The sequence below is a fragment of the Marinobacter fuscus genome (assembly GCF_003007675.1).
Taxonomy (GTDB): Bacteria; Pseudomonadota; Gammaproteobacteria; order Pseudomonadales; family Oleiphilaceae; genus Marinobacter; species Marinobacter fuscus.
Window position 1 is genome coordinate 1 of record NZ_PXNP01000076.1, and the last position, 19,887, is coordinate 19,887.

General features: G+C 56.8%; 20 protein-coding genes. 4 read left to right on the top strand and 16 right to left on the bottom strand.

All coding sequences use genetic code 11. The features are described from left to right. Positions 1–256 precede the first annotated feature (256 nt). Positions 257–544, top strand: coding sequence for a type II toxin-antitoxin system ParD family antitoxin (locus C7H09_RS09560; protein WP_106762299.1), 288 nt, complete (start codon positions 257–259; stop codon positions 542–544). Positions 545–845: 301 nt separating this feature from the next. Next, positions 846–1,670 (top strand): DNA adenine methylase, encoded by an 825-nt coding sequence (locus tag C7H09_RS09565; RefSeq protein WP_106762300.1) that lies wholly within the window; start codon positions 846–848, stop codon positions 1,668–1,670. Here C7H09_RS09565 and C7H09_RS09570 read toward each other — a convergent pair. The 15 genes from C7H09_RS09570 to urtA all read right to left on the bottom strand — a co-directional run bounded on the left by C7H09_RS09570 (position 1,667) and on the right by urtA (position 17,247). Continuing rightward, positions 1,667–2,905, bottom strand: coding sequence for a hypothetical protein (locus C7H09_RS09570; RefSeq protein ID WP_041654961.1), 1,239 nt, complete (start codon positions 2,903–2,905; stop codon positions 1,667–1,669). The genes C7H09_RS09565 and C7H09_RS09570 overlap by 4 nt on opposite strands. Position 2,906: 1 nt before the next feature. Further along, positions 2,907–4,439, bottom strand: coding sequence for a DGQHR domain-containing protein (locus C7H09_RS09575; RefSeq protein WP_106762301.1), 1,533 nt, complete (start codon positions 4,437–4,439; stop codon positions 2,907–2,909). Between the two features lie 1,150 nt (positions 4,440–5,589). After that, complete coding sequence (locus C7H09_RS09590) at positions 5,590–6,165, bottom strand: HupE/UreJ family protein (RefSeq protein ID WP_106762303.1); 576 nt, start codon at positions 6,163–6,165, stop codon at positions 5,590–5,592. Between the two features lie 57 nt (positions 6,166–6,222). Beyond that, the gene (ureG, locus tag C7H09_RS09595) at positions 6,223–6,861 is read right to left on the bottom strand and encodes an urease accessory protein UreG (protein WP_106762304.1); all 639 of its coding nucleotides are present in this window, start codon (positions 6,859–6,861) and stop codon (positions 6,223–6,225) included. Between the two features lie 25 nt (positions 6,862–6,886). Further along, positions 6,887–7,615, bottom strand: coding sequence for an urease accessory protein UreF (locus C7H09_RS09600; protein ID WP_106762305.1), 729 nt, complete (start codon positions 7,613–7,615; stop codon positions 6,887–6,889). Beyond that, positions 7,587–8,150 (bottom strand): urease accessory protein UreE, encoded by a 564-nt coding sequence (gene ureE, locus C7H09_RS09605; RefSeq protein WP_106762306.1) that lies wholly within the window; start codon positions 8,148–8,150, stop codon positions 7,587–7,589. The genes C7H09_RS09600 and ureE overlap by 29 nt, the downstream gene beginning before the upstream one ends. 45 nt (positions 8,151–8,195) lie before the next feature. Then, entirely contained in the window at positions 8,196–9,899 is a 1,704-nt protein-coding gene (ureC, locus tag C7H09_RS09610) for an urease subunit alpha (protein WP_106762307.1), read from the bottom strand. Beyond that, a complete protein-coding gene (locus C7H09_RS09615; protein ID WP_106762308.1) occupies positions 9,896–10,213 on the bottom strand; it encodes an urease subunit beta in 318 nt (105 codons plus the stop codon). The genes ureC and C7H09_RS09615 overlap by 4 nt, the downstream gene beginning before the upstream one ends. 10 nt (positions 10,214–10,223) lie before the next feature. Further along, positions 10,224–10,526 (bottom strand): urease subunit gamma, encoded by a 303-nt coding sequence (gene ureA, locus C7H09_RS09620; protein ID WP_022992779.1) that lies wholly within the window; start codon positions 10,524–10,526, stop codon positions 10,224–10,226. Between the two features lie 175 nt (positions 10,527–10,701). Next, positions 10,702–11,598 carry an urease accessory protein UreD gene (locus C7H09_RS09625; protein WP_106762309.1) on the bottom strand — a complete coding sequence of 299 codons (897 nt, stop codon included), beginning with the start codon at positions 11,596–11,598 and terminating at the stop codon, positions 10,702–10,704. Then, positions 11,595–12,293: an urea ABC transporter ATP-binding subunit UrtE gene (urtE, locus tag C7H09_RS09630; RefSeq protein WP_106762310.1), complete on the bottom strand. Its 699-nt coding sequence runs from the start codon at positions 12,291–12,293 to the stop codon at positions 11,595–11,597. The genes C7H09_RS09625 and urtE overlap by 4 nt, the downstream gene beginning before the upstream one ends. Next, positions 12,293–13,117 (bottom strand): urea ABC transporter ATP-binding protein UrtD, encoded by an 825-nt coding sequence (urtD, locus tag C7H09_RS09635; RefSeq protein ID WP_106762311.1) that lies wholly within the window; start codon positions 13,115–13,117, stop codon positions 12,293–12,295. The genes urtE and urtD overlap by 1 nt, the downstream gene beginning before the upstream one ends. Further along, a complete protein-coding gene (gene urtC, locus C7H09_RS09640; RefSeq protein WP_106762312.1) occupies positions 13,114–14,247 on the bottom strand; it encodes an urea ABC transporter permease subunit UrtC in 1,134 nt (377 codons plus the stop codon). Before urtC ends, urtD begins: the two co-directional genes overlap by 4 nt. 3 nt (positions 14,248–14,250) lie before the next feature. Then, positions 14,251–15,855, bottom strand: a complete 1,605-nt coding sequence (gene urtB / locus C7H09_RS09645; RefSeq protein WP_106762313.1) for an urea ABC transporter permease subunit UrtB — start codon at positions 15,853–15,855, stop codon at positions 14,251–14,253. A gap of 78 nt (positions 15,856–15,933) precedes the next feature. Beyond that, positions 15,934–17,247, bottom strand: a complete 1,314-nt coding sequence (gene urtA, locus C7H09_RS09650; RefSeq protein ID WP_106762314.1) for an urea ABC transporter substrate-binding protein — start codon at positions 17,245–17,247, stop codon at positions 15,934–15,936. Positions 17,248–17,899: 652 nt separating this feature from the next. On the opposite strand from urtA, the gene C7H09_RS09655 reads away from it, so the two are divergent. Both C7H09_RS09655 and C7H09_RS09660 read left to right on the top strand, forming a co-directional pair. Further along, complete coding sequence (locus C7H09_RS09655) at positions 17,900–18,175, top strand: ComEA family DNA-binding protein (RefSeq protein ID WP_106762315.1); 276 nt, start codon at positions 17,900–17,902, stop codon at positions 18,173–18,175. 121 nt (positions 18,176–18,296) lie between these two features. Further along, a complete protein-coding gene (locus tag C7H09_RS09660; RefSeq protein WP_106762316.1) occupies positions 18,297–19,238 on the top strand; it encodes a DMT family transporter in 942 nt (313 codons plus the stop codon). A 21-nt stretch (positions 19,239–19,259) separates the two neighbouring features. Here C7H09_RS09660 and gloA read toward each other — a convergent pair whose 3' ends face one another. Beyond that, on the bottom strand, positions 19,260–19,808 hold the full coding sequence (gloA, locus tag C7H09_RS09665) for a lactoylglutathione lyase (protein ID WP_106762317.1): 549 nt from the start codon (positions 19,806–19,808) through the stop codon (positions 19,260–19,262). Positions 19,809–19,887: the final 79 nt, after the last annotated feature.

Here is a 19,887-nt window from a genome sequence, read left to right on the forward strand (position 1 = left end):
TAGGCGACCTGAGGCGGCGTGCCGGGCCGTGCTGAGTGGTCGGGCTACGGTTGTGAACTTGTCTATAACCGTCTTGATTGCCTGAATAGAAAATCGTGACTCTATCCGGTTGGATACTGCGCATATACTCTCGGGCACAACCGTGATTCGGCGCGGCGGAGGCACTTGCTCAAAACACTTCTGCCGCGCAGACTCCTAGACAGCAAACCCATGCATTGGCATATTATGCCAATGCAACGCTGACAGGATGACTCTCATGGCGACGAGAAACATAGTGCTCACGGACCATCAATCCCAGGTAGTCGATCACCTGGTTGCCTCGGGCCGTTATCAAAATGCGAGTGAGGTACTTCGAGCCGGCCTGAGAATGGTCGAAGAAGCCGAGTCCCGATACGTCACGAAAATGAATGACCTCAGAGCCGCCATCGATGCAGGCCAGGAAGACCTGGAGGCTGGCAGAACAAGAACCTTCACGGGTGACGAGTTCGCTACGTACCTTTCTGGGCGTGCTAAGCAAGCCTTCAGGAAAAAACAGGGTGCTTGATTACTATGAAACCATGGAACGTTGTTTTCACAGAAGCTGCTAAAGCCGATCTCGACGATATTCTCAAGACCAACCTAGAATGATTCGGCAAACTGCATATTACGACCATCAGCTCTAGAACACAGATCTGCCCGGATTTCGACAAAGATACGCGAAACTAACATTTATCTTGGTACTAAAAGTACTCGATTCAGGAACCCAACGGAGCAAGAACTCTGGCGAGCCATCAGCTTCATTAGTCCAGAGTCGGACTTTACGATATAATTTCGCAAAAGCTTGAACGCACTACTAAGGACACTAATTGATTGAAATCAATAAGACTCCGCCGAAACCTTTCTTGAAGTGGGCCGGAGGTAAGCGATGGCTTACCCAAGGCAATTTCAATGTTTTCCCGGCGGACTTCAACACCTACATCGAGCCATTCCTAGGAGGTGGCGCTGTCTACTTTCACTTACAGCCTGAAAATGCAATATTATCTGACTTAAACAATGAATTGATATCTACTTACAAAGCGATAAAGGAAAACCAAGAGCTAGTTGTAAAGCATTTAAAAAAACACCACTCAAACCATAGCAAAGAATACTATTACAAAGTTAGATCAGAAAAGCCTAGATCTATCTTCACACGCGCCGCTAGGATGCTCTATCTCAATCGCGCTTGCTGGAACGGTTTATATAGAGTCAACCTTAAAGGTGAGTTCAATGTCCCTATTGGCACAAAAACCAACATTCTCTTTGATATTGATAATTTCAAAATCACTTCTAGCTCGCTCAAGAATGCTACGCTACTTAGCAATGACTTTGAAGAAACCGTAAATCTCGCTGGTCCTGACGACTTTGTTTTCGTGGATCCCCCATATACTGTAAAACACAACTGCAATGGCTTTATAAAATACAATGAGAGCTTATTCTCGTGGAAAGATCAAATACGCCTCCGGAACGCCATAGACCGCGCAGTAACAAGAGGAGCCAAAGTTCTCTTACTTAACGCAGCCCACCAATCGATTGTTGACTTGTATGACGGCTTCAACCAAATCACCCTTTCTAGAAAGAATGCACTATCGGGAGACTCAAGATATCGTGGAAGATATGAGGAGCTTGCTATCATTTGCGGGTACAATATCTAAAACTCAATCCCCCAACAAAGGCTCGCTTTTAACTGCCCTGCGCGAGATGCACTTTCTGGTTCCTCAAGCCAAACCCGTCTAAGATTTAATTCTGCCACTTCAACCGCTGCATCCGCGAAGCTCTCAGAACTCCCTGCAACATCTTCTCTCGACACATCGTCATGTAATACACCAGATTCTTCCAGCCATCTCCGAATCCATTCTAGAGCTTGCTGGCATTTGCTTTTCGATAAATTAACGTTCAGCTTATTAGTTGCAAAGCGTGCTAATATAAACGCCCTTGCAACAACATTCTTTACGTCAGTACTACTAGATGCAGCGATATCGAAGAGATCAAACCTACTATCATCTTTATCGAAATCAAAATGCATTCGTAAAGACTCTATCGGAACTCCGGTATCCTTGCTAAGCTGTTCCAGTGTACTTTCTAGCTTCCTGTCAAACTCTGATTCTTCATCCTCAGCACCGGAACTATAGTCCTTGCAAGCGCCAGCTAACAAATATTGGGCATAAATCTTTTCAAAATATAACTGACCATCACTGCCAGTTGAAGACAAATGGCTCCAGATTAACGAAAGCAACTCCCCGTGCTTTTTCGAGTCCGAATCACCAATGCCGTTATAAACACGATAAACCTGATAGCTCGATCTATTGCGAGATGTGTGGTCTTTATCGAAGTTGAGCAGTTCATAACCCCATTTAAGAAGGCTCTGACTAGGGCTCTGCCTCAAATTAAGAGAGTTATAAACGTCAAAAAGGGTGACTGAAGGCAATACTTTAAGCGAAGTGAATGCTTCAACAGTATCAGGACGCTTACACCAGTCGTGCCAAACATCTCTCACAAACTGATGGGTCTTCACCCTACGTGCCCTTCGCTTTTGATTTGAATCTATGAAATAACTCTTATTTTCCTTATTTGCGATCCCTGTAGCAGCCAGTAGCGAATTTGCAGAGCGAAGCTCTGAATAATAGGCCATGTGAATAGCTATATCATCTTGGCAACCAAGCATTGCCAAGATCGCTTGCGATAGATACTCCCACGCTTCCAAGCAATGCTCGATTTGTCTTGCAGCGAGATCGGCTTGCATTTCACTTACTACGTTCGATGAGGATTTTTGATCTACCAATATATCGCCGAACTTTAACTCTGGAAACCCTTTCAAGGATGCATCCAACAACGCTTCTTTAGCAGCTTTAATTGCGAACTGCACATCTGGATCTGTCTTTCTAGCCATTTTATTTAGCCTTAACCAAAACGCTACCAACGGCCTTAGCTATTTCCCTAACTTTCTGATCATTCTCGTATTCGGTCAAAACATGGACCAAATCAAGGAGCAAGTCTCCGTATCCGCTACTGCCTCGATATGAAGCTTGAATTTTCTTTTTTTCTCGATCTAGTCCTGGAGCCGTAGAAAGCCTCCAATCGAAATTATCAACTAGCGTAGATGAAATTGTTTTTATCGCATGATTTGCAACATTCAGCTTTTGAAATGATTTAAGTGCCTCTATAACAGCTTCTTCTGTCGGCTCTCCACTTTCAACTCTCCACTTATCTAGTTCAAAATAGTCCGGTTCGTGCTGAAAAATCGCATTAAAAATACTGTGAATTGCCCTCACACCTTGATCGGTTGCAATCAAGGTATGAGGGCCAGCAAACGCCGGATGCAAATCCTCAAAAAGACTAGCTTGCGATTCATTTTCGAGCGATTTAGCCCAAGCGGCATCTGTACGTTTAGTCGCCGATGCTACCGCGCTCCAAATTTTTATGAGAAAGGCTGCCTGCTGTGCTCTATTCCAAGGAATAACCCTTCCTAGCTGACCCAATGAGCCAAACAGACCACCAATTTTATCCCCCTCGACCCACTTTTTGATGAAACTACTATTCAGAGATCTAATAAATGCCGCATTCGACACATGCCCTCTAACCCGCTTTCCATGCAATTCAATTCTTCCATTCCACGGGCTCAGTGAATGCGACCAGAGAATCTCCGTCATTTCTTGAGATCTATGCTCTTGATATATTTTTATTGATTCAGACTGATCAAGCCACTCTTGTCTTCTCAATTCCGGATATAGGTCAAATGCAAGGCTCGCGTTAATCTTTTTGGGCTCAACATTTATTGTCCAAAAAAGGTACGCCTGCCAACCTAGTGATAAGTTATTAAATACTACAACGGGGACATCATAGTCTCCCTCATAGGCACTACTATAATCAGAAGCAAAAAGACGATGTTGTCCGTCAATTATTTCGATAGGCTCAACAAAATCATTTTTTCCAAGCCTATATTGCTCGACCTCAGAAATCGATGGAAACTCCATACTAGAATAATCACCATCATTGATAGTAACTTCAACCTCTTTCGGCACAGTCACCATCTCACCGTTTCGGAAACGAGACTCTCCAGCCGGAATAATATTGACAATTATTGCATTTGGTAACCAGCCCGGGTTAATCAACTGTTCATGCTCTTCTGGCGACAAGCCTGAACTAGTAGATAGTGGGTAACCATACTTTACATATCTATTGATTTTTCGGGAGCGAATTTCCTCATGAGCACGCTGATATCCATGAATAGCGTTGGGATCTTTACGTTGCTCCACATCTCGCTTCGTCACGCCAGCGAGCGCTCGAAGCTTTTCAAGAGAAATTGCACCTACAAAAAAATGATCTGAAGGTTTTCCGAGACCTTTCTCATCATCCCAGTGAGCCTTATCCCATGTTCTTAACCACTGGTTTACACGAATTAAAGGTATCTTCTCTCTCGACATAATTAACCCAGAATAAATTAATTAAATAGACTAGTTTCAGAATTATCGAAGCGATTATCTCGGGCAGCCATAAATTAAACACATGGCAGACATAACCCACAATACTTGAGGGCACTTTCGTTTTGATCCACTTTTGTCTTACCCGTCCTACATCCATCGCCAAGCAACGTCATTTTTTTTGCGCGATCGCTTAAAGGCCACGCAGGGCCCTGAGGAGCTACCCCTGCACCACGACCTCCTACCATAGCCTATGAATTTACTCGCGTCTCGCCCGATTACAAGATTTAAGACCCTCGCGTAGAAATTCTCTGACAGAGGTCTCTATCGACAACTATCTGATAATCTGCTTGGGCTATCTGAACTGCAGAAAGCGCGCCAGCATTTCTCTGCGTTGCTTACGTTTCCTTAAAACTGAAGCCGTGTTAGAGCAGTATCTGAGTTTGAGATCATATTCCAAGATTAGTTTGAGCTTCCTCAATTTAAACTGCGGAGTTCCTTAAATCCCTTGCACTGCCGGCGAACTCAGTCTATCCACATAGTTCATAACGGTCACTTGGGGGTACATTTGACGTTCAACGAAAGAGCATATTGCCATACAGTCAGACACTTCCTAAGCAATTCATTCGACAAACTCTTGATTCCCCTATCTGCATACTTCTGCACAACGAGTAGAGCTGCGAGTCCATCCTCGTCAATCACCCTTCGGATAGCCTCCCTAATCGGAGCCAAAATGTTCGGCTGCCCCCTCGCCCGACTCATCCCAAACAAGCATCTCTGACACAATCATCAGATCCCTTCCAATCGCCACAAGCGTTGGGAATTTTCTTACTAATTCCCTAGCAAGGCCAGGTCAGTGCGAAGGTCTTCTTCAGCGATCAGCAGGGGAAATATCCACATTCCCTGAGGAACACAGCCAATACCGAGGCTTGATCTACCCTCGCTTTTCATTTTGGTCGGTTCCAGGTCTTGCGCAAATTTGATGCTGCCGCTTTTGGTGGTTTCCTCCCCCATAACGCATTTCATCAGGGCGGTTTTGCTCACGCCTTTGCGGCTTTCGCAGTGAACCTAGGACACCTCTTTTGAAAGGAAATATAGAAAAAGCCGCGCGGTTTCCCGGGCGGCTTTTTCGTTTCTGCAGGGAATTACAGAATCAGGCAGCAGCCAGGTACGCTCCCGCCACAGCCAGAACTCCCCCAACGCCCCGACTAAACCGGCTATCCGCCCTCAGCATCAGACTACCCAGCCCACCGCCAACCAGCGTGATGGCCAGTGTGGCGATGGAGAAACCGACCAGGTAGGCCGCCAATGTAGCGCCTTCCGGCATTTCCGCCCCATGCGCAAAACCGTGAAACAGCATGAACGCACCAACCAGGGTGCCACCCACGGCGGTTGGCAGTTTGGCCAGGGTGGCGATGAGGATGCCCGCCACCAGTACCGAGAAGGTGATGCCGGTTTCCACGCCCGGCAGGGTCAGGCCGCCCCAGGCCAGGGCGGCACCGAATACCATGCCGCCGATGACGAAGGCGGGGGTGGCGTTTTTCATGAGTTTGCTCTGGCGCACGCTCCAGAAGCCGATGGCGGCCATGGCCAGCAGATGGTCCAGGCCCAACATGGGATGCAGCAGTCCACTGGTGAAGCCGCCTTCGGTGTGGCCGGGGTGGGCCATGGCGGTGGCGGAGGCGGTCAACAGCGCGGCGGCACTGAGCAATTTCGTTACGAGTTTCATATCAATTCTCCCAATTCGTGTATGCGGTATCTCGAAATTCACTATGTTGCACGAGCCTTAGGCGGTCTCAGCAGTCTTGTGTGGGCGTCGCTCGGGCAGCATGCCCCGCTCCAGAATGAAGCTGATGATGGTGTCCAGCCCTACCCCGTCGTACAGGTTGGTGAACACGAAGGGGCGTTCGCCGCGCATTCTTTTGCTGTCCCGCTCCATTACGTCCAGGGAGGCGTGTACCTGTTCCGCAATGTCGATCTTGTTGATGATCAGCAGGTCGGATTTGGTTATGCCTGGGCCGCCCTTGCGGGGGATCTTGTCGCCGGCGGACACGTCGATCACGTACAGGGTAAGGTCGCTCAGTTCCGGACTGAAGGTGGCGGAGAGGTTGTCACCGCCGGATTCCACCAGCACCAGTTCCAGGCCGGGGTGACGGCTTTGCAGGTCGTCGATGGCGGCCAGGTTCATGGAGGCATCTTCGCGGATGGCGGTGTGCGGACAGCCGCCGGTTTCCACGCCCAGGATGCGGTCTGCGGCCAGGGCTTCGTGGCGCAGCAGGAAGTCGGCGTCTTCGCGGGTGTAGATGTCGTTGGTGACCACGGCGATGTCGTAGTGGTCCCGCAGGGCGGTGCATAGCTGGCGCAGCAATGCGGTTTTACCAGACCCGACCGGGCCGCCGACGCCTACTCTCAGACAATGTGTCATGGCTGTATCTCCTTGATGTTTTTATTCAGCTTCTGAAAAGCCGTGAATACTGGGTTTCATGCAGGGCACTGCCGAGCGCGAGGCCCGGCAGGATGGGCCCGAGTTCGTGGTCTTGCCGTGCCAGCGCCAGGTCGGTGGCAATCACCAGGGCCGGGCGCAGTTGTTCGATAATCCGTTGGGCGGCGGTGTGGCCCAGGGGCAAGGCTTTGCAGGCCACCGCCAGCTGGTTTTCCAGCCAGGCCCAGGCAAAGCCCAGCAGGGTTTGCCGCACCGGCACCCGGCGCATCTGGGCGGCCCAGGCAAACAGGGTGATGTAGCCTGGCTCGGCCGGAATCAGGGTTCTCTCCGGCAGCAGGTTGAGGTTGCCCAGCAGGGTTTTAAGGGCACCGCCCAGGCGGGTGTCTTCGTCGCTCAGTTCGGCGGTTTCCCGGGTGGCGTGCAGCCACTGGTTCCAGTGCGCGATGCTGGCGCCGTCGTCGTTCGCCCAGGCGGTTTGCAGGCGGGCCAGTAAGGGCAGTTCACACCGGCTAAGGCCGTCTTCCAGCACGCCTTCAATCCACTCGGCCAGTTCCGCTTCGTTGTTCACCCAGCCCAGCTCAAAGGCACTTTCCAGGCCCTGAGACCAGGCAAAGGCACCGATTGGCAGGGCCGGGCTGACCAGCTGCATCAGCCCCAGCAAAGCCAGGTCGCCGCCGGCTTCGCCCTCACCCGCCATGGCTGCCGGCTCAGTGGGTGTGTTTGTGGCCGTGAGCATGGGTATGTCCAGCAGCGTGAGTGTGGTCATGGCTTTTACCGTGCGAGTGCCCGTGCGAATGGCCATGCCTATGACCGTGCGAATGGCCCTGGCCGGCCTGGTTGTAGGCTCCGGGTTCCGGGTCGAAGGTGCCGGTGTGGTGCACTACGGTGGCGCCCAGGCGTTCGGCCAGTTCTTCCAGTACGTGATCGGGCGGGAAGCGCACGAAGGCGCCCTGCTCGTCTTCACCAATGGCCAGGGTGACGTGGCGGTTGCCCAGGTGGTAACACAAGCGGGCCAGCGGCAGGCCGGTTTCTACGCGGGCGGTGACCACCGGCTCTTCCGCGGCGCGAATGCGGATGATCTCGCCGGATTTCGCTTCCAGCAGGTCGCCGTCTCTCAGCACCGGGCCCCGGTCCAGAAACAGGCCCACGTCCAGGTTGGTTTCGGTGGTTGCCCGCAGGCGGCCACGAATGCGCAGTTCGTAGGGCAGCACCAGGTTGTCGTGGATTTCGCTGGCGTCTACGTGGTTGATGCGTTTAGTCAGTTCCAACATGATTGTCTCCAGTGTACGGCTCGGAACAGCTTTAAGCTGTCTCGATTAAAAAAGGTGATAACGCTGGGCCAGCGGCAGTTCGGTGGCCGGCTCGCAGGTGAGCAGTTCGCCGTCGGCGTGCACTTCGTAGGTTTGCGGGTCTACGGTCAGGTGCGGGCAAGCATCGTTCAGTTTCATGTGCCGCTTGCGCACGTCCCGCACGCCTTTGCAGGCGGACAGCGGGCTGTCCAGGCCCAGTTCTTCACCAATATTGGCGTCCAGCGCCGCCTGGCTGACGAAGGTCAGGCGGGTGGCACTGGCGGCTTTGCCGAAGGCGCCGAACATGGGGCGGTAGTGCACCGGCTGCGGCGTGGGGATAGAGGCGTTCGGGTCGCCCATGGGGGCGGCGGCAATCATCCCGCCCTTGAGAATGCAGGCAGGCTTTACGCCGAAAAACGCCGGGCTCCACAGCACCAGGTCTGCCAGTTTGCCCACTTCCACCGAGCCCACGTCATGGGCGATGCCGTGGGTGATGGCGGAGTTGATGGTGTACTTGGCGATGTAGCGTTTGGCGCGGAAGTTGTCGGCGCCGCGCTCCTGGTCTTCCGGAAGCAGGCCGCGCTGCACTTTCATCTTGTGAGCGGTTTGCCAGGTACGGCAGATCACCTCGCCCACCCGGCCCATGGCCTGGGAGTCGGAGGAGATCATGGAGATCACGCCCATGTCGTGCAGGATATCTTCAGCGGCGATGGTTTCCCGGCGGATGCGGGAATCGGCGAAGGCCACGTCTTCCGGGATGTTCGGGTCCAGGTGGTGGCATACCATCAGCATGTCCAGGTGTTCGTCGACGGTGTTCACGGTGTAGGGCCGTGTCGGGTTGGTGGATGACGGCAATACATAGTCTTTGGAGCAGGCGGTGATGATGTCCGGGGCGTGGCCGCCGCCGGCGCCTTCGGTGTGGAAGGTGTGAATGCAGCGGCCTTTGAAGGCCGCCAGGGTGTCTTCCACAAAGCCGGATTCGTTCAGGGTGTCGGTGTGGATGGCCACCTGAATGTCGTACTGGTCGGCGACGGTCAGGCAGTTGTCGATGCTGGCCGGGGTGGTGCCCCAGTCTTCGTGCAGTTTAAGGCCGATCACGCCGGCTTTTACCTGCAGCTCCAGCGCTTCCGGCAGGCTGGCGTTGCCCTTGCCCAGGAAGCCGATGTTCATGGGCAGGGTGTCCACGGCCTGCAGCATTTTGCCAATGTGCCAGGGGCCCGGAGTACAGGTGGTGGCGTTGGTGCCAGTGGCCGGGCCGGTGCCGCCGCCGAGCATGGTGGTCACGCCGCTCATCAGGGCTTCTTCTACCTGCTGGGGGCAGATGAAGTGGATGTGGGGGTCGATGCCGCCGGCGGTGAGGATCTTGCCTTCCCCGGCGATGATTTCGGTGCCGGGGCCGATGACGATGGTCACCTCTGGCTGGGTGTCCGGGTTGCCGGCTTTGCCGATGGCGGCGATGCGGCCTTTCTGGATGCCTACGTCGGCTTTGACGATGCCCCACCAGTCGAGGATAAGGGCGTTGGTGATCACGGTGTCCATCACCGCGTCGTCGCAGCGCTGGCTCTGGCCCATGCCGTCGCGGATGACTTTGCCTCCGCCGAATTTTACTTCGTCGCCGTAGTGGGTGTGGTCTTCTTCCACTTCTATCCACAACTCGGTGTCGCCCAGGCGGACGCGATCCCCTACGGTGGGGCCATACATGTCGGCGTAGGCTTGTCTGCTGATTTTCATTTCGTGTCCTCCAACGGCCCCATTACTTCCGCCCGGAAGCCATAGATTTCGCGCGTTCCGACAAACGGAATCAGCGTCACGGACCGGGTCTGGCCGGGTTCGAAGCGAATGGCGGTGCCGGCGGCCACGTCCAGGCGGTAGCCGCGGGCTTTGGCGCGGTCGAAATCCAGAGCCGGGTTGGCTTCGGCGAAGTGGTAGTGGGAGCCGATCTGCACCGGGCGGTCGCCGGTGTTGCCGACGTCCAGCTGGATGCGTTCGCGGCCGGCGCAGAGTTCAATGTCGCCGTCTTTGAGTTGGTATTCACCGGGGGTCATGGCGCGCTCCTCAAACAATCGGGTTGTGGACGGTGACCAGTTTGGTGCCGTCCGGGAAGGTGGCTTCCACCTGGACTTCGTGCACCATGTCAGCCACGCCGTCCATCACGTCTTCGCGGGTGAGGATTTCGGTGCCGGCGCTCATCAGTTCGGCCACGGTCCGGCCTTCGCGGGCGCCTTCCATGATTTCGGCGCTGATCAGGGCTACCGCTTCGGGGTAGTTCAGTTTCAGGCCTTTGGCTTTGCGGCGTTCGGCCAGCAGGGCGGCGGTGAACAGCAGCAGCTTGTCTTTGTCTCTGGGGGTTAGCTCCATTACCTTTCTCCGTGTTTGTTCTCTTGTCGCGCCTGATCCACGCACAGAGTTTGAAGAAGCGAGCGGGTACGTCCCTCCGGGACCGTCGGCAGCATGGATGCTGCCGTCGAGCTTACAGGGATGTATTTACAGCGTGTCCCGGAGGGACGTACCCGCTCGCTTCCGGCTCCCATGGTCAGGTCATCCAGATTCTGGGTGTGTGGGCCGGTACGCCGGCGAGCAGGGGGCGCAGCAGGTGCCAGGCTTGTTCGCACAGGGCCCAGGCTTCGTTGCGGTCGGTGCCCAGGTAACGCAGGAGCAGCACGCCCCGGCGCCGGGTCACGGCCCAGCGGTTGTGGTCTGGTAACTGTGCTCTCAGCACTTCGATGGCGGCGGCTTCGTCGTCCAGGCCGACCGCCCAGAGGGTGGCCTGTACAGTGGCGCCGCCCTGGCCCCAGGGGCCGTTGAATCGCCGGTGTTTCGGGTCCAGAAGCTGGCGCTCCAGCCACAGCGGCTGGCCGTCCAGGCTTAAATGGAAACGCTGTTCCAGTTCGCCGGTGGCAAACGGCAGGTCGCTGGCCGGACGGCCCAGCGCGAGCACTTCCCAGCCCAGAGTTCGGGCGCCGGTTTCCAGTTCAATGGTGGTGGTTTGCAAACCACGGGAGCCGTCGAAGGCGATGGTTTCCTGGGGCAGGTATTCCAGAATCGCGTCTTTGGCTACCAGCAACCGGGTGTGCTGGCCCCAGGCCACGCCATGGCTGTCGGCCTTGTACAGTTTCGCTGCGGCCGGGGTGGTCAGAAGCGCGTGGCCACCTTCGGCCACAGAGGCTTCGATGCGCAGTTCGTCGCCGCTCACCAGGCCACCCGGGGGGTGCAGCAGGTACACATGGCAGCAGCCGGTTTTGCCTTCCGGGTAGAAGGGGCGCTGCACCCGCAGGGGGCCGTGGTGGCGCCGGCGTACCAGCCGGGTTACCGGCGTGGGTTCACTCTCGGCGCGGGCTTCAAACCCCAGTTCCAGGGCCGCCGCCCAGCGCCGTTCGGTGTCGAAACGGTGGCCGGAGGCGTGGCGGTCGATGGCTTGGTAGGCGGTCATACGGTCAGGTGCTGTTTGATGAGTTCATCGGTCAGCCCGGCAATGTCGCCTTCGGCCACGCGTCGGCCCCGGTCGAGGATGGCAAAGCGGTCGGCGTATTTGCGTGCGAACGGCAGTTTCTGTTCCACCAGCAGCACGGTCAGGCCGTCTTCTTCAATCAACCGTCGAATCACCTCGCCAATCTGGGCCACGATGTTGGGCTGGATGCCCTCCCCCGGCTCGTCGAGGATCAGCAGTCTCGGCTCAATCACCAGCGCCCGGCCAATGGCCAGCTGTTGCTGCTGGCCGCCGGAGAGGTCGCCGCCCCGTCGGTGTTTCATTTCTTTCAACACCGGGAACAGCTCGTAAATGCGTTCGGGGATTTGCTTGCTGCCGTCTTTGCGAACGGCCAGGCCGGTGCGCAGGTTTTCCTCCACGGTCAGCAACGGGAAGATCTGCCGGCCCTGGGGCACGTAGCCGATGCCCAGGCGGGAGCGGTCTTCGATTTTCTTTTTGGTGAGTTCCACATCCCGGGCAAACTCGATGGAACCGCTTTTCACGGTTTCCTCGCCCATGATGCATTTCATCAGCGTGGTCTTGCCCACGCCGTTACGGCCCATCACGCAGGTGCACTGGCCCTGGGGCACGTCCAGCTCCAGGTCCCACAGGGTGTGGCTTTCGCCGTAGAACTGGTTGAGCTTTTCAATCTTGAGCATCAGGCCTCCTCCCCGAGATACACCTTGATCACGTCCGGGTCGTTGGAGACCTGGTCCATGGTGCCTTCGGCCAGCACGCTGCCCTGGTGCAGTACGGTGACTTTGCGGGCGATGGAGCGCACGAAGCCCATGTCGTGTTCCACCACCACCACGGACTGTTTGCCCGCGAGACTGGTGAGCAGTTCAGCGGTGCGTTCCATTTCCTGTTCGGTCATGCCGGCCACGGGCTCGTCTACCAGCAGCAGCCGGGGTTTCTGCATCAGCAGCATGCCGATCTCCAGCCACTGTTTCTGGCCGTGGGAGAGGATGCCGGCGGGCTTGTCGCGCAGCGCCTGCAAACCGATCATTTCCAGGATTTCGTCGATGCGCTCCCGGTACTCGGGCTTCATGATGGCGGTCAGGGTGGGCAAGATGCGTTTGTCGGCGGCCATCGCCAGTTCGAGGTTTTCGAATACGGTCAGGGCCTCGAACACGGTGGGCTTCTGGAACTTGCGACCAATGCCCAGGGTGGCAATGTCCGGCTCGTTCATGCGCAGCAGGTTGTGGCGGCTGCCGAACCACACCGAGCCGTTATCCGGGCGGGTTTTACCGGTGATGATGTCCATCATGGTGGTTTTACCCGCCCCGTTGGGGCCGATGATGCAGCGCAGTTCGCCGTCGTCGATGGTGAGGTTGAGGTTGTTGATGGCCTTGAAGCCATCGAAGCTCACACTCACGTCTTCCATGTACAGGATCGGGCCGTGGCGCACGTCAACCGGCGAGGCCACGGGGGTGAGAAACTCAAACACCTGGTCCCGGTTGGCAAGTTGTTCAAAGATGCTCATGCGGTGGCCTCCTGAGCGCCGGGTTGGTCATCGTCCTTCTGGCGGCGTTTCTGCAACAGCCCGGCAATGCCCTTGGGCAGGAACACCGTCACCAGCACGAACAGCGCGCCCAGGGCGAACAGCCAGGCGTCCGGCATGATGCCGGTGAACACGGTCTTGGCGTAGTTCACCAGCAAGGCGCCGATAACCGCGCCATACAGGGTGGCGCGGCCACCGAGGGCAACCCACACCACGATTTCGATGGAGAACAGCGGCGAGAATTCGCTGGGGTTGATGATGCCCACCTGGGGCACGTACAAAGCGCCGGCCACACCCGCCAGCATGGCGGAGACCACGAACACGATCAGCTGCACCCGTTCCACCCGGTAGCCGAGGAACCGGGTACGGGCTTCAGCGTCACGGCAGGCCACGCTGACCCGGCCCAGCTTGCTGGTCACAATGGCACGGCACACAACATAGCCCACCGCCAGCGCGATGCCGGTTGCCAGAAACAGGCCAAGCCGGGTGGCATCGCTGCGCAGGTCGAAGCCGAGGATGTCTTTGAAGTCGGTCAGGCCGTTGTTTCCACCGAAGCCCATCTCGTTACGGAAGAATGCCAGCATCAACGCAAAGGTCAGCGCCTGGGTGATGATGGACAGGTACACGCCGGTTACCCGGGAGCGGAAGGCCAGGAAGCCGAACACCAGCGCCAGCAGGCCCGGGGCCAGCAGCACCATAATGAAGGCGAACCAGGCCATGTCGAAGCCCTGCCAGTACCAGGGCAGCTCCTGCCAGTTCAGGAACACCATGAAGTCTGGCAATACAGGATCGCCATACACGCCGCGATCACCAATCTGGCGCATCAGGTACATGCCCATGGCGTAGCCGCCGAGGGCAAAGAAGGCGCCGTGGCCCAAGCTGAGAATGCCCAGATATCCCCACACCAGGTCCACTGCCACCGCCAGCAGGGCGTAACAGAGGTATTTGCCCAGCAGGGTAACGGTGTAGGCGCTTACGTGCAGGGCACTGTCTTCCGGCATAAACAGGTGCAGGAAGGTAACCACCACCAGGGCGGCGAACAGCACACCGAGGAAAAGCTGGGTGGAACGCTCCTGGAAGGGCCGGAGCAGCCAGGTTTGTGATGTCGCCATAACTCAGCCCTCCGCCGCACGGCCTTTCTGCGGGAATAGCCCGCGTGGCCGCTTTTGAATGAACAGGATGATCAGCACCAGCACCATGATTTTGGCGAGGACCGCCCCCGCCCAGGGTTCCAGCAGCTGGTTGATGGTGCCCAGGGAAAGCCCGGCAATGAGGGTGCCCCACAGGTTGCCCACGCCACCGAACACCACCACCATGAACGAATCGATGATGTAGTTCTGGCCCAGGTTGGGGCCGACGTTGGTGATCTGCGACAGGGCCACGCCCGCCAGCCCGGCCACGCCGGAGCCCAGGGCGAAGGTCATGATGTCCACTTTGGTGGCTTTGATGCCCATGGAGCGGGCCATGGCCCGGTTCTGGGTAACAGCACGGACTTCCAGCCCCAGGCGGGTCTTGCGCATGATCAGCATCAGCCCGGCGAATACCACCAGGGCAAAGCCGATCACGTACAGGCGATTCAGGGTGAGCGACAACGCCTCGTTCACCATGATTGAGCCGCTCATCCACTCGGGCGTGACCACGGTGCGGTTGAGGGGGGAAATCACGGTACGCACCAGTTGCTGAAGAATCAGGCTGATGCCGAAGGTGGCCAGCAGGGTTTCCAGCGGACGGCCCTTCAGGTACTGGATAACGCTGCGCTCGATGGCGATGCCCGCCAGCGCCGCCACCAGGAAACCGGCCGGGATGGACAGGATCAGGGCCAGGCCGGGCTGGCCCGGGAACAGCTGCTGCATGCCCCAGGTGGTGTAGGCCCCGAGCATGATCAGCTCGCCATGGGCCATGTTGATCACGCCCATCACACCAAAGGTGATGGCCAGGCCAATGGCGGCCAGCACCAGTACCGAGCCGAGGGACAGGCCAAAATACAGGGTCTCGGCAGCGCGGTTGAGTTTCAGTTTCTGTTCAATGCTGGCCAGGGCTTTTTCGGCCGCCGCCGCCAGCGCGGGGTCATCGCTGTTCACAGCATTATTCAGGGCGGCACGCACGGTCGGGTTCAGGCTGCCAGACAAAGTGGCTACCGCCTCAACATCGCCCTGCTCCACCTGGTAAATGGCCAGGGCATTGGTGAGCATGTCACGCACCTGGCCGTTGTCTTCCACCTGCAAACGGGCCTGGAGCTGAGTGGCCAGCGCTTCATTCACTTCACCCAGCAGATTGCGCGCGGCATCGAGGCGTTGGCCTGGGTCGGCCACGGTCAGGTCGATCACCGAGAGGATGCCCTCGATGTCGGCCCGCAGGGCATTGTTCACCCGCAGGCTTTGCAGATCCCGGCGCGACATTTCACCCAGGTCTTCGCCGGTCAGGGCGTCGGCGATCTGCCAGTCACGGCCCCGGTTGTTAACCACGATCACCAGGGCACCGGTGTCTTCAATCATCGCGAGTTTGCCGTCGCGAACGGCTTCCAGCCAGCCCCGGGCGCGTTCATCGCCGGTTTCGGAGAGGGCTTTGAGTAAGTCGGTTTTTTCAGCTTGCCCGGCTTCTACGAGCCGTTTCAGCAGCGCTTCGGGCGCATTCGTCTGCGCCTGGGCATTCGCCAGTGTGGCCCCTAGGGCCAGACAGACAGCCAATACCATCCTGGCGAGCAATCGGTGAATGCTCATGATTCATTCCTGTTAGCTTGGGAATTCGGGAGCGGTGCCGGGCAGGCTCTGACCTGCCCGACTGTGCCCGGTTGGAGCTTAGTTGGAGGCCACGTCAGCCGAGCCACCACCGCACTTGCCGGTGACCACGTTGAAGTTGCCGCAGCGCAGAGGCGCTCGCCAGTCACTGATCAGGCCCTTGGAACCTGGCAGGAAGTCAGACCAGGCATCGCCAGCCACGGTAGACGGGGTTTCCCAAACCACGGAGAACTGGCCGTTGTCCTGGATCTCGCCAATCAGCACCGGTTTGGTGATGTGGTGGTTCGGCATCATGGTGGCGTAGCCGCCGGTGAGGTTAGGGACGCTCACGCCGATGATGGCGTCTTTCACTTCATCCACGTCGGTGGTGCCGGCTTTCTTCACCGCTTCCACGTACAGGTTGAAACCGATGTAGTGGGCTTCCATCGGGTCGTTGGTGACGGCGGCATCGTCGCCCTTGTAGGCAACCCAGGCATCGATGAAGTCGTAGTTGGCGTCGTTATCCACGCTCATGAAGTAGTTCCAGGCAGCCAGGTGGCCAACCAGCGGAGCGGTGTCGATGCCGGAGAGTTCCTGCTCACCCACGGAGAACGCAACCACGGGAATGTCGGTGGCGGAAATGCCCTGGTTGCCCAGTTCACGGTAGAAGGGCACGTTGGCGTCGCCGTTGATGGTGGAAACCACGGCAGTCTTCTTGCCGGCGCTGCCGAACTTTTTGATGTCAGACACGATGGTCTGCCAGTCAGAGTGGCCGAAAGGCGTGTAGTTGATCATGATGTCGCCAGCGGCCACACCTTTGTCTTTCAGATAGGTTTCCAGAATCTTGTTGGTGGTGCGAGGGTAAACGTAATCGGTGCCCGCCAGAACCCAGCGTTCAACACCCAGGTCGTTCATCAGGTAATCCACCGCAGGAATCGCCTGCTGGTTGGGCGCCGCACCGGTGTAGAACACGTTTTCAGAGGATTCCTCGCCCTCGTACTGAACCGGGTAGAACAGCAGGCCGTTCAGTTCCTCTACCACCGGCAGAACGGATTTACGGGACACCGAGGTCCAGTTACCGAAGATAACGTCGACCTTTTCTTTCTCCAGCAACTCGCGGGCTTTCTCCGCGAACAGCGGCCAGTTGGACGCTGGATCCACCACCACCGGCTCCAGCTGTCGGCCAAGCACGCCACCGGCCTGGTTCTGCTTTTCGATCAGCATCAGCATGGTGTCTTTCAGTGCGGTCTCACTGATGGCCATGGTGCCGGACAGGGAATGGAGAATGCCTACTTTAATGGAGTCTTCGGTGGCAACCGCTGTATTGATAGAGCCTAGTGAGACCGACAGCGCCAATGCAGAGAGGCCCAGTTTCACGTGTTTGTTGATGCTCATGTTTGTGCGTCCTTTTCGTTGGTTTTGGGTCGTCAACGTAAACAGCACATAGCACCCGCCGTTCCAAAGGCATGACATTCGCTTGTAAAACAAACACTTGAATAAAAGCACGAGGCACTCAGACTCAATCTCAGTTTCCCTGAGGCTTCATGCTGGTGCCTATCAAAAATAGGACGCTCTCTCCTGGTGCACGCCGGGCAGCCCGCAAAAATCATCATGGAAAAGCCCACCCACTCATAGTGAGTGTGGATTAACCGAAAATCGCACACCCTTGTGAGAGATATCTCACACCACCCGAAGCCATTCTCCTATTTGAGAAACTTTCTCAGGTGCTATTCTGTGAATCGTCAGGGATGGCAGCCAGCACGGACGTTGGCTCATGGAAGAAAACTCCACGGATTCAGGAGTTGCCCGAAGGATCAGGGCGGCAGGGATGAAGGCAAGGATGAAACGCTCAGGAGGATGCGTGCCTGATGGATCAGGCTGGGGTCAGCCACGGAATCTTGGGACAACACGGACTGTCGTCCCGTTCCGTGCATGATCATCAACCCTTCGAAGTTCCCATCGTTTTCGCAGTTTCCATTCTCAGCAACCGCACCGGTTGTCACGCCTGACTGTTTATAACAACGTTATTACACTCAGGAGTTATCCGATGAAATCCACATCCTTGTTTGCCACACTGGTTCTGCTGTTTAGCCTGATGACAGGCTCCGTCGCATTTGCCAACGAGCCGCCAACCATCAATATCAATACCGCAGACGTTGCCACGCTGGCATCTTTGTCTGGTATCGGTGAGAGTAAAGCCGAGGCGATTGTGGCCTATCGCGAGGCCAATGGCCCGTTTGCATCGGTGGAATCGCTTGCACAGGTGAAGGGCATTGGCGCCCGCACGGTTGAAAAGAACTCATCCCGTCTGGCCATCAAGTAAGCCGCTTTAAAGGGGCAGCCTGGCTGCCCTTCCCTTCGGCGACCTTCGCCCTCCGTTGTATCGCTTTTTCCCCGTAAATTGTTAGGCTTACCGGTTTGATGTTCTCAACCGGGTGCGGCCCATGCTTCAAGGTGCTTTGTTAATCGCGTTTGCCGCCATGCTCTGGGCGACCACGGCCATTGTGGCCAAGTTTCTGTTTGCGGGTTCGGGTCTTGCCCCGATTACGCTCGGTTTTCTGCGCTTGCTGGTGGCCCTGCCGTTTTTCTGGTTACTGATGCACCGTGAACAGCGTTACATCAAGGCCAAAGCGATAAGGTCTGGCGAGAGCATTCCAGCCACCACGCCGGGCAGACAGGCCTTTATTCCTTTGCTGGCGCTTGGGGCATTTCAGGCGTTGTATCAGGGCAGTTACCTGGTGTCGGTGGATCTCACCGGAGCGGGCATTGCCACACTGATTTCCCTGTGTTTGCCACCGGTTCTGGTGGCTATTCTGGCATCGCCACTGCTCGGTGAAAAACCCAGCCTGCCCACGATACTGGCGGGCCTCGCCGCGATTGCGGGTACTCTGTTGCTGGTGATCAGCGATATGGACACCGCTGGCACACTGCGAGTGGCGGGCATTCTGATGGCGCTGCTGGCGGCCGCGGTTTATACCGGATTTACCCTCACCAGCCGGTACAACTCCGCAGGCACACCGGTCTTTACTACAGCGTTCTGGTGTTTTCTGACCGCCGCTATGCTGTTGTTGCCGGTTGCCCTGGCCACTGGCGGCTGGGCCGGGGTTCAGTCCATGACCCTGAAGCACTGGCTGATGGTGGCCTACATCGGAGTGGTGCCTACCTGCATTGGCTATCTTTGCTACTTCAAGGCGATGCAAAGCACCCCGGCGACGCTGTCCAGCATTATCGTAACGCTGGAGCCGCTGTTTGTGGCGCTGTTGGCGTGGCTGATCCTGGAGGAGAAACTCGGGCCCATTGGCCTGGCCGGGGCCTGCATTCTCACCGTGGCGGTGATTGTCGCCTCGCGCTACGGCAAGGCATCGGGCGCCAGCCAGGACGGCTGACTCCCGTGTTCAGGACAACTCTCAGCTGTCCTTGCGTTGTTTTTCCAGCATGTTTGGTTGCAGGATTTCGATCCAGTAGCCGTCCGGATCTTTGATGAAAGCCAGGCCCTTCATCTTGCCGTCATCCGGTTTTTTCACGAAGTCCACATCCAGTTTCTGGAAGCGCTCACAGGCCGCATAAACATCCGGTACTGCAATGCCGATATGGCCAAAGCCTTGGGGCTGGTCGTTGCCGTTGTGGTACGCAAACTCGGGATCGTTCTCGGTTCCCCAGTTGTGGGTAAGCTCCAGCATGGCTTCGCGGCCAAAGGTGTAGGTGGTGCGGTGGCCGTCATCGCTGGGCACAGACTGGGCCTGTTTGTCATCCAGGTACCCGAGGAAATACAGGGTAAATTCCATTTCCGGGAAATCCAGTTTGCGCACCAGGCGCATGCCCAGTACCCGGGTATAGAAGTCCAGGGAGCGCTCCGGATCTTTGATACGCATCATGGTCTGGTTGAATACGTACCCTTCGGTTTCCGGCACGGGAGCGTGGTGAAGGCCCGGGGCCTGTTCGAAATGCTTGGGCATGATGGTTCCCTGTTTTGCGAAATTCAGGGTGTCTAACATGGGTGCGAAGAGCGTAAATTCAAGGGGGGGCGCACGATGC

What these genes read in the sequence shown, in the direction of transcription:
- C7H09_RS09560 (WP_106762299.1), top strand. Translation starts at nt 257, where the DNA reads ATGGCGACGAGAAACATAGTGCTCACGGACCATCAATCCCAGGTAGTC.
- C7H09_RS09570 (WP_041654961.1), bottom strand. Translation starts at nt 2,905, where the DNA reads ATGGCTAGAAAGACAGATCCAGATGTGCAGTTCGCAATTAAAGCTGCT.
- C7H09_RS09575 (WP_106762301.1), bottom strand. Translation starts at nt 4,439, where the DNA reads ATGTCGAGAGAGAAGATACCTTTAATTCGTGTAAACCAGTGGTTAAGA.
- C7H09_RS09590 (WP_106762303.1), bottom strand. Translation starts at nt 6,165, where the DNA reads ATGAAACTCGTAACGAAATTGCTCAGTGCCGCCGCGCTGTTGACCGCC.
- ureG (WP_106762304.1), bottom strand. Translation starts at nt 6,861, where the DNA reads ATGACACATTGTCTGAGAGTAGGCGTCGGCGGCCCGGTCGGGTCTGGT.
- C7H09_RS09600 (WP_106762305.1), bottom strand. Translation starts at nt 7,615, where the DNA reads ATGCTCACGGCCACAAACACACCCACTGAGCCGGCAGCCATGGCGGGT.
- ureE (WP_106762306.1), bottom strand. Translation starts at nt 8,150, where the DNA reads ATGTTGGAACTGACTAAACGCATCAACCACGTAGACGCCAGCGAAATC.
- ureC (WP_106762307.1), bottom strand. Translation starts at nt 9,899, where the DNA reads ATGAAAATCAGCAGACAAGCCTACGCCGACATGTATGGCCCCACCGTA.
- C7H09_RS09615 (WP_106762308.1), bottom strand. Translation starts at nt 10,213, where the DNA reads ATGACCCCCGGTGAATACCAACTCAAAGACGGCGACATTGAACTCTGC.
- ureA (WP_022992779.1), bottom strand. Translation starts at nt 10,526, where the DNA reads ATGGAGCTAACCCCCAGAGACAAAGACAAGCTGCTGCTGTTCACCGCC.
- C7H09_RS09625 (WP_106762309.1), bottom strand. Translation starts at nt 11,598, where the DNA reads ATGACCGCCTACCAAGCCATCGACCGCCACGCCTCCGGCCACCGTTTC.
- urtE (WP_106762310.1), bottom strand. Translation starts at nt 12,293, where the DNA reads ATGCTCAAGATTGAAAAGCTCAACCAGTTCTACGGCGAAAGCCACACC.
- urtD (WP_106762311.1), bottom strand. Translation starts at nt 13,117, where the DNA reads ATGAGCATCTTTGAACAACTTGCCAACCGGGACCAGGTGTTTGAGTTT.
- urtC (WP_106762312.1), bottom strand. Translation starts at nt 14,247, where the DNA reads ATGGCGACATCACAAACCTGGCTGCTCCGGCCCTTCCAGGAGCGTTCC.
- urtB (WP_106762313.1), bottom strand. Translation starts at nt 15,855, where the DNA reads ATGAGCATTCACCGATTGCTCGCCAGGATGGTATTGGCTGTCTGTCTG.
- urtA (WP_106762314.1), bottom strand. Translation starts at nt 17,247, where the DNA reads ATGAGCATCAACAAACACGTGAAACTGGGCCTCTCTGCATTGGCGCTG.
- C7H09_RS09655 (WP_106762315.1), top strand. Translation starts at nt 17,900, where the DNA reads ATGAAATCCACATCCTTGTTTGCCACACTGGTTCTGCTGTTTAGCCTG.
- C7H09_RS09660 (WP_106762316.1), top strand. Translation starts at nt 18,297, where the DNA reads ATGCTTCAAGGTGCTTTGTTAATCGCGTTTGCCGCCATGCTCTGGGCG.
- gloA (WP_106762317.1), bottom strand. Translation starts at nt 19,808, where the DNA reads ATGCCCAAGCATTTCGAACAGGCCCCGGGCCTTCACCACGCTCCCGTG.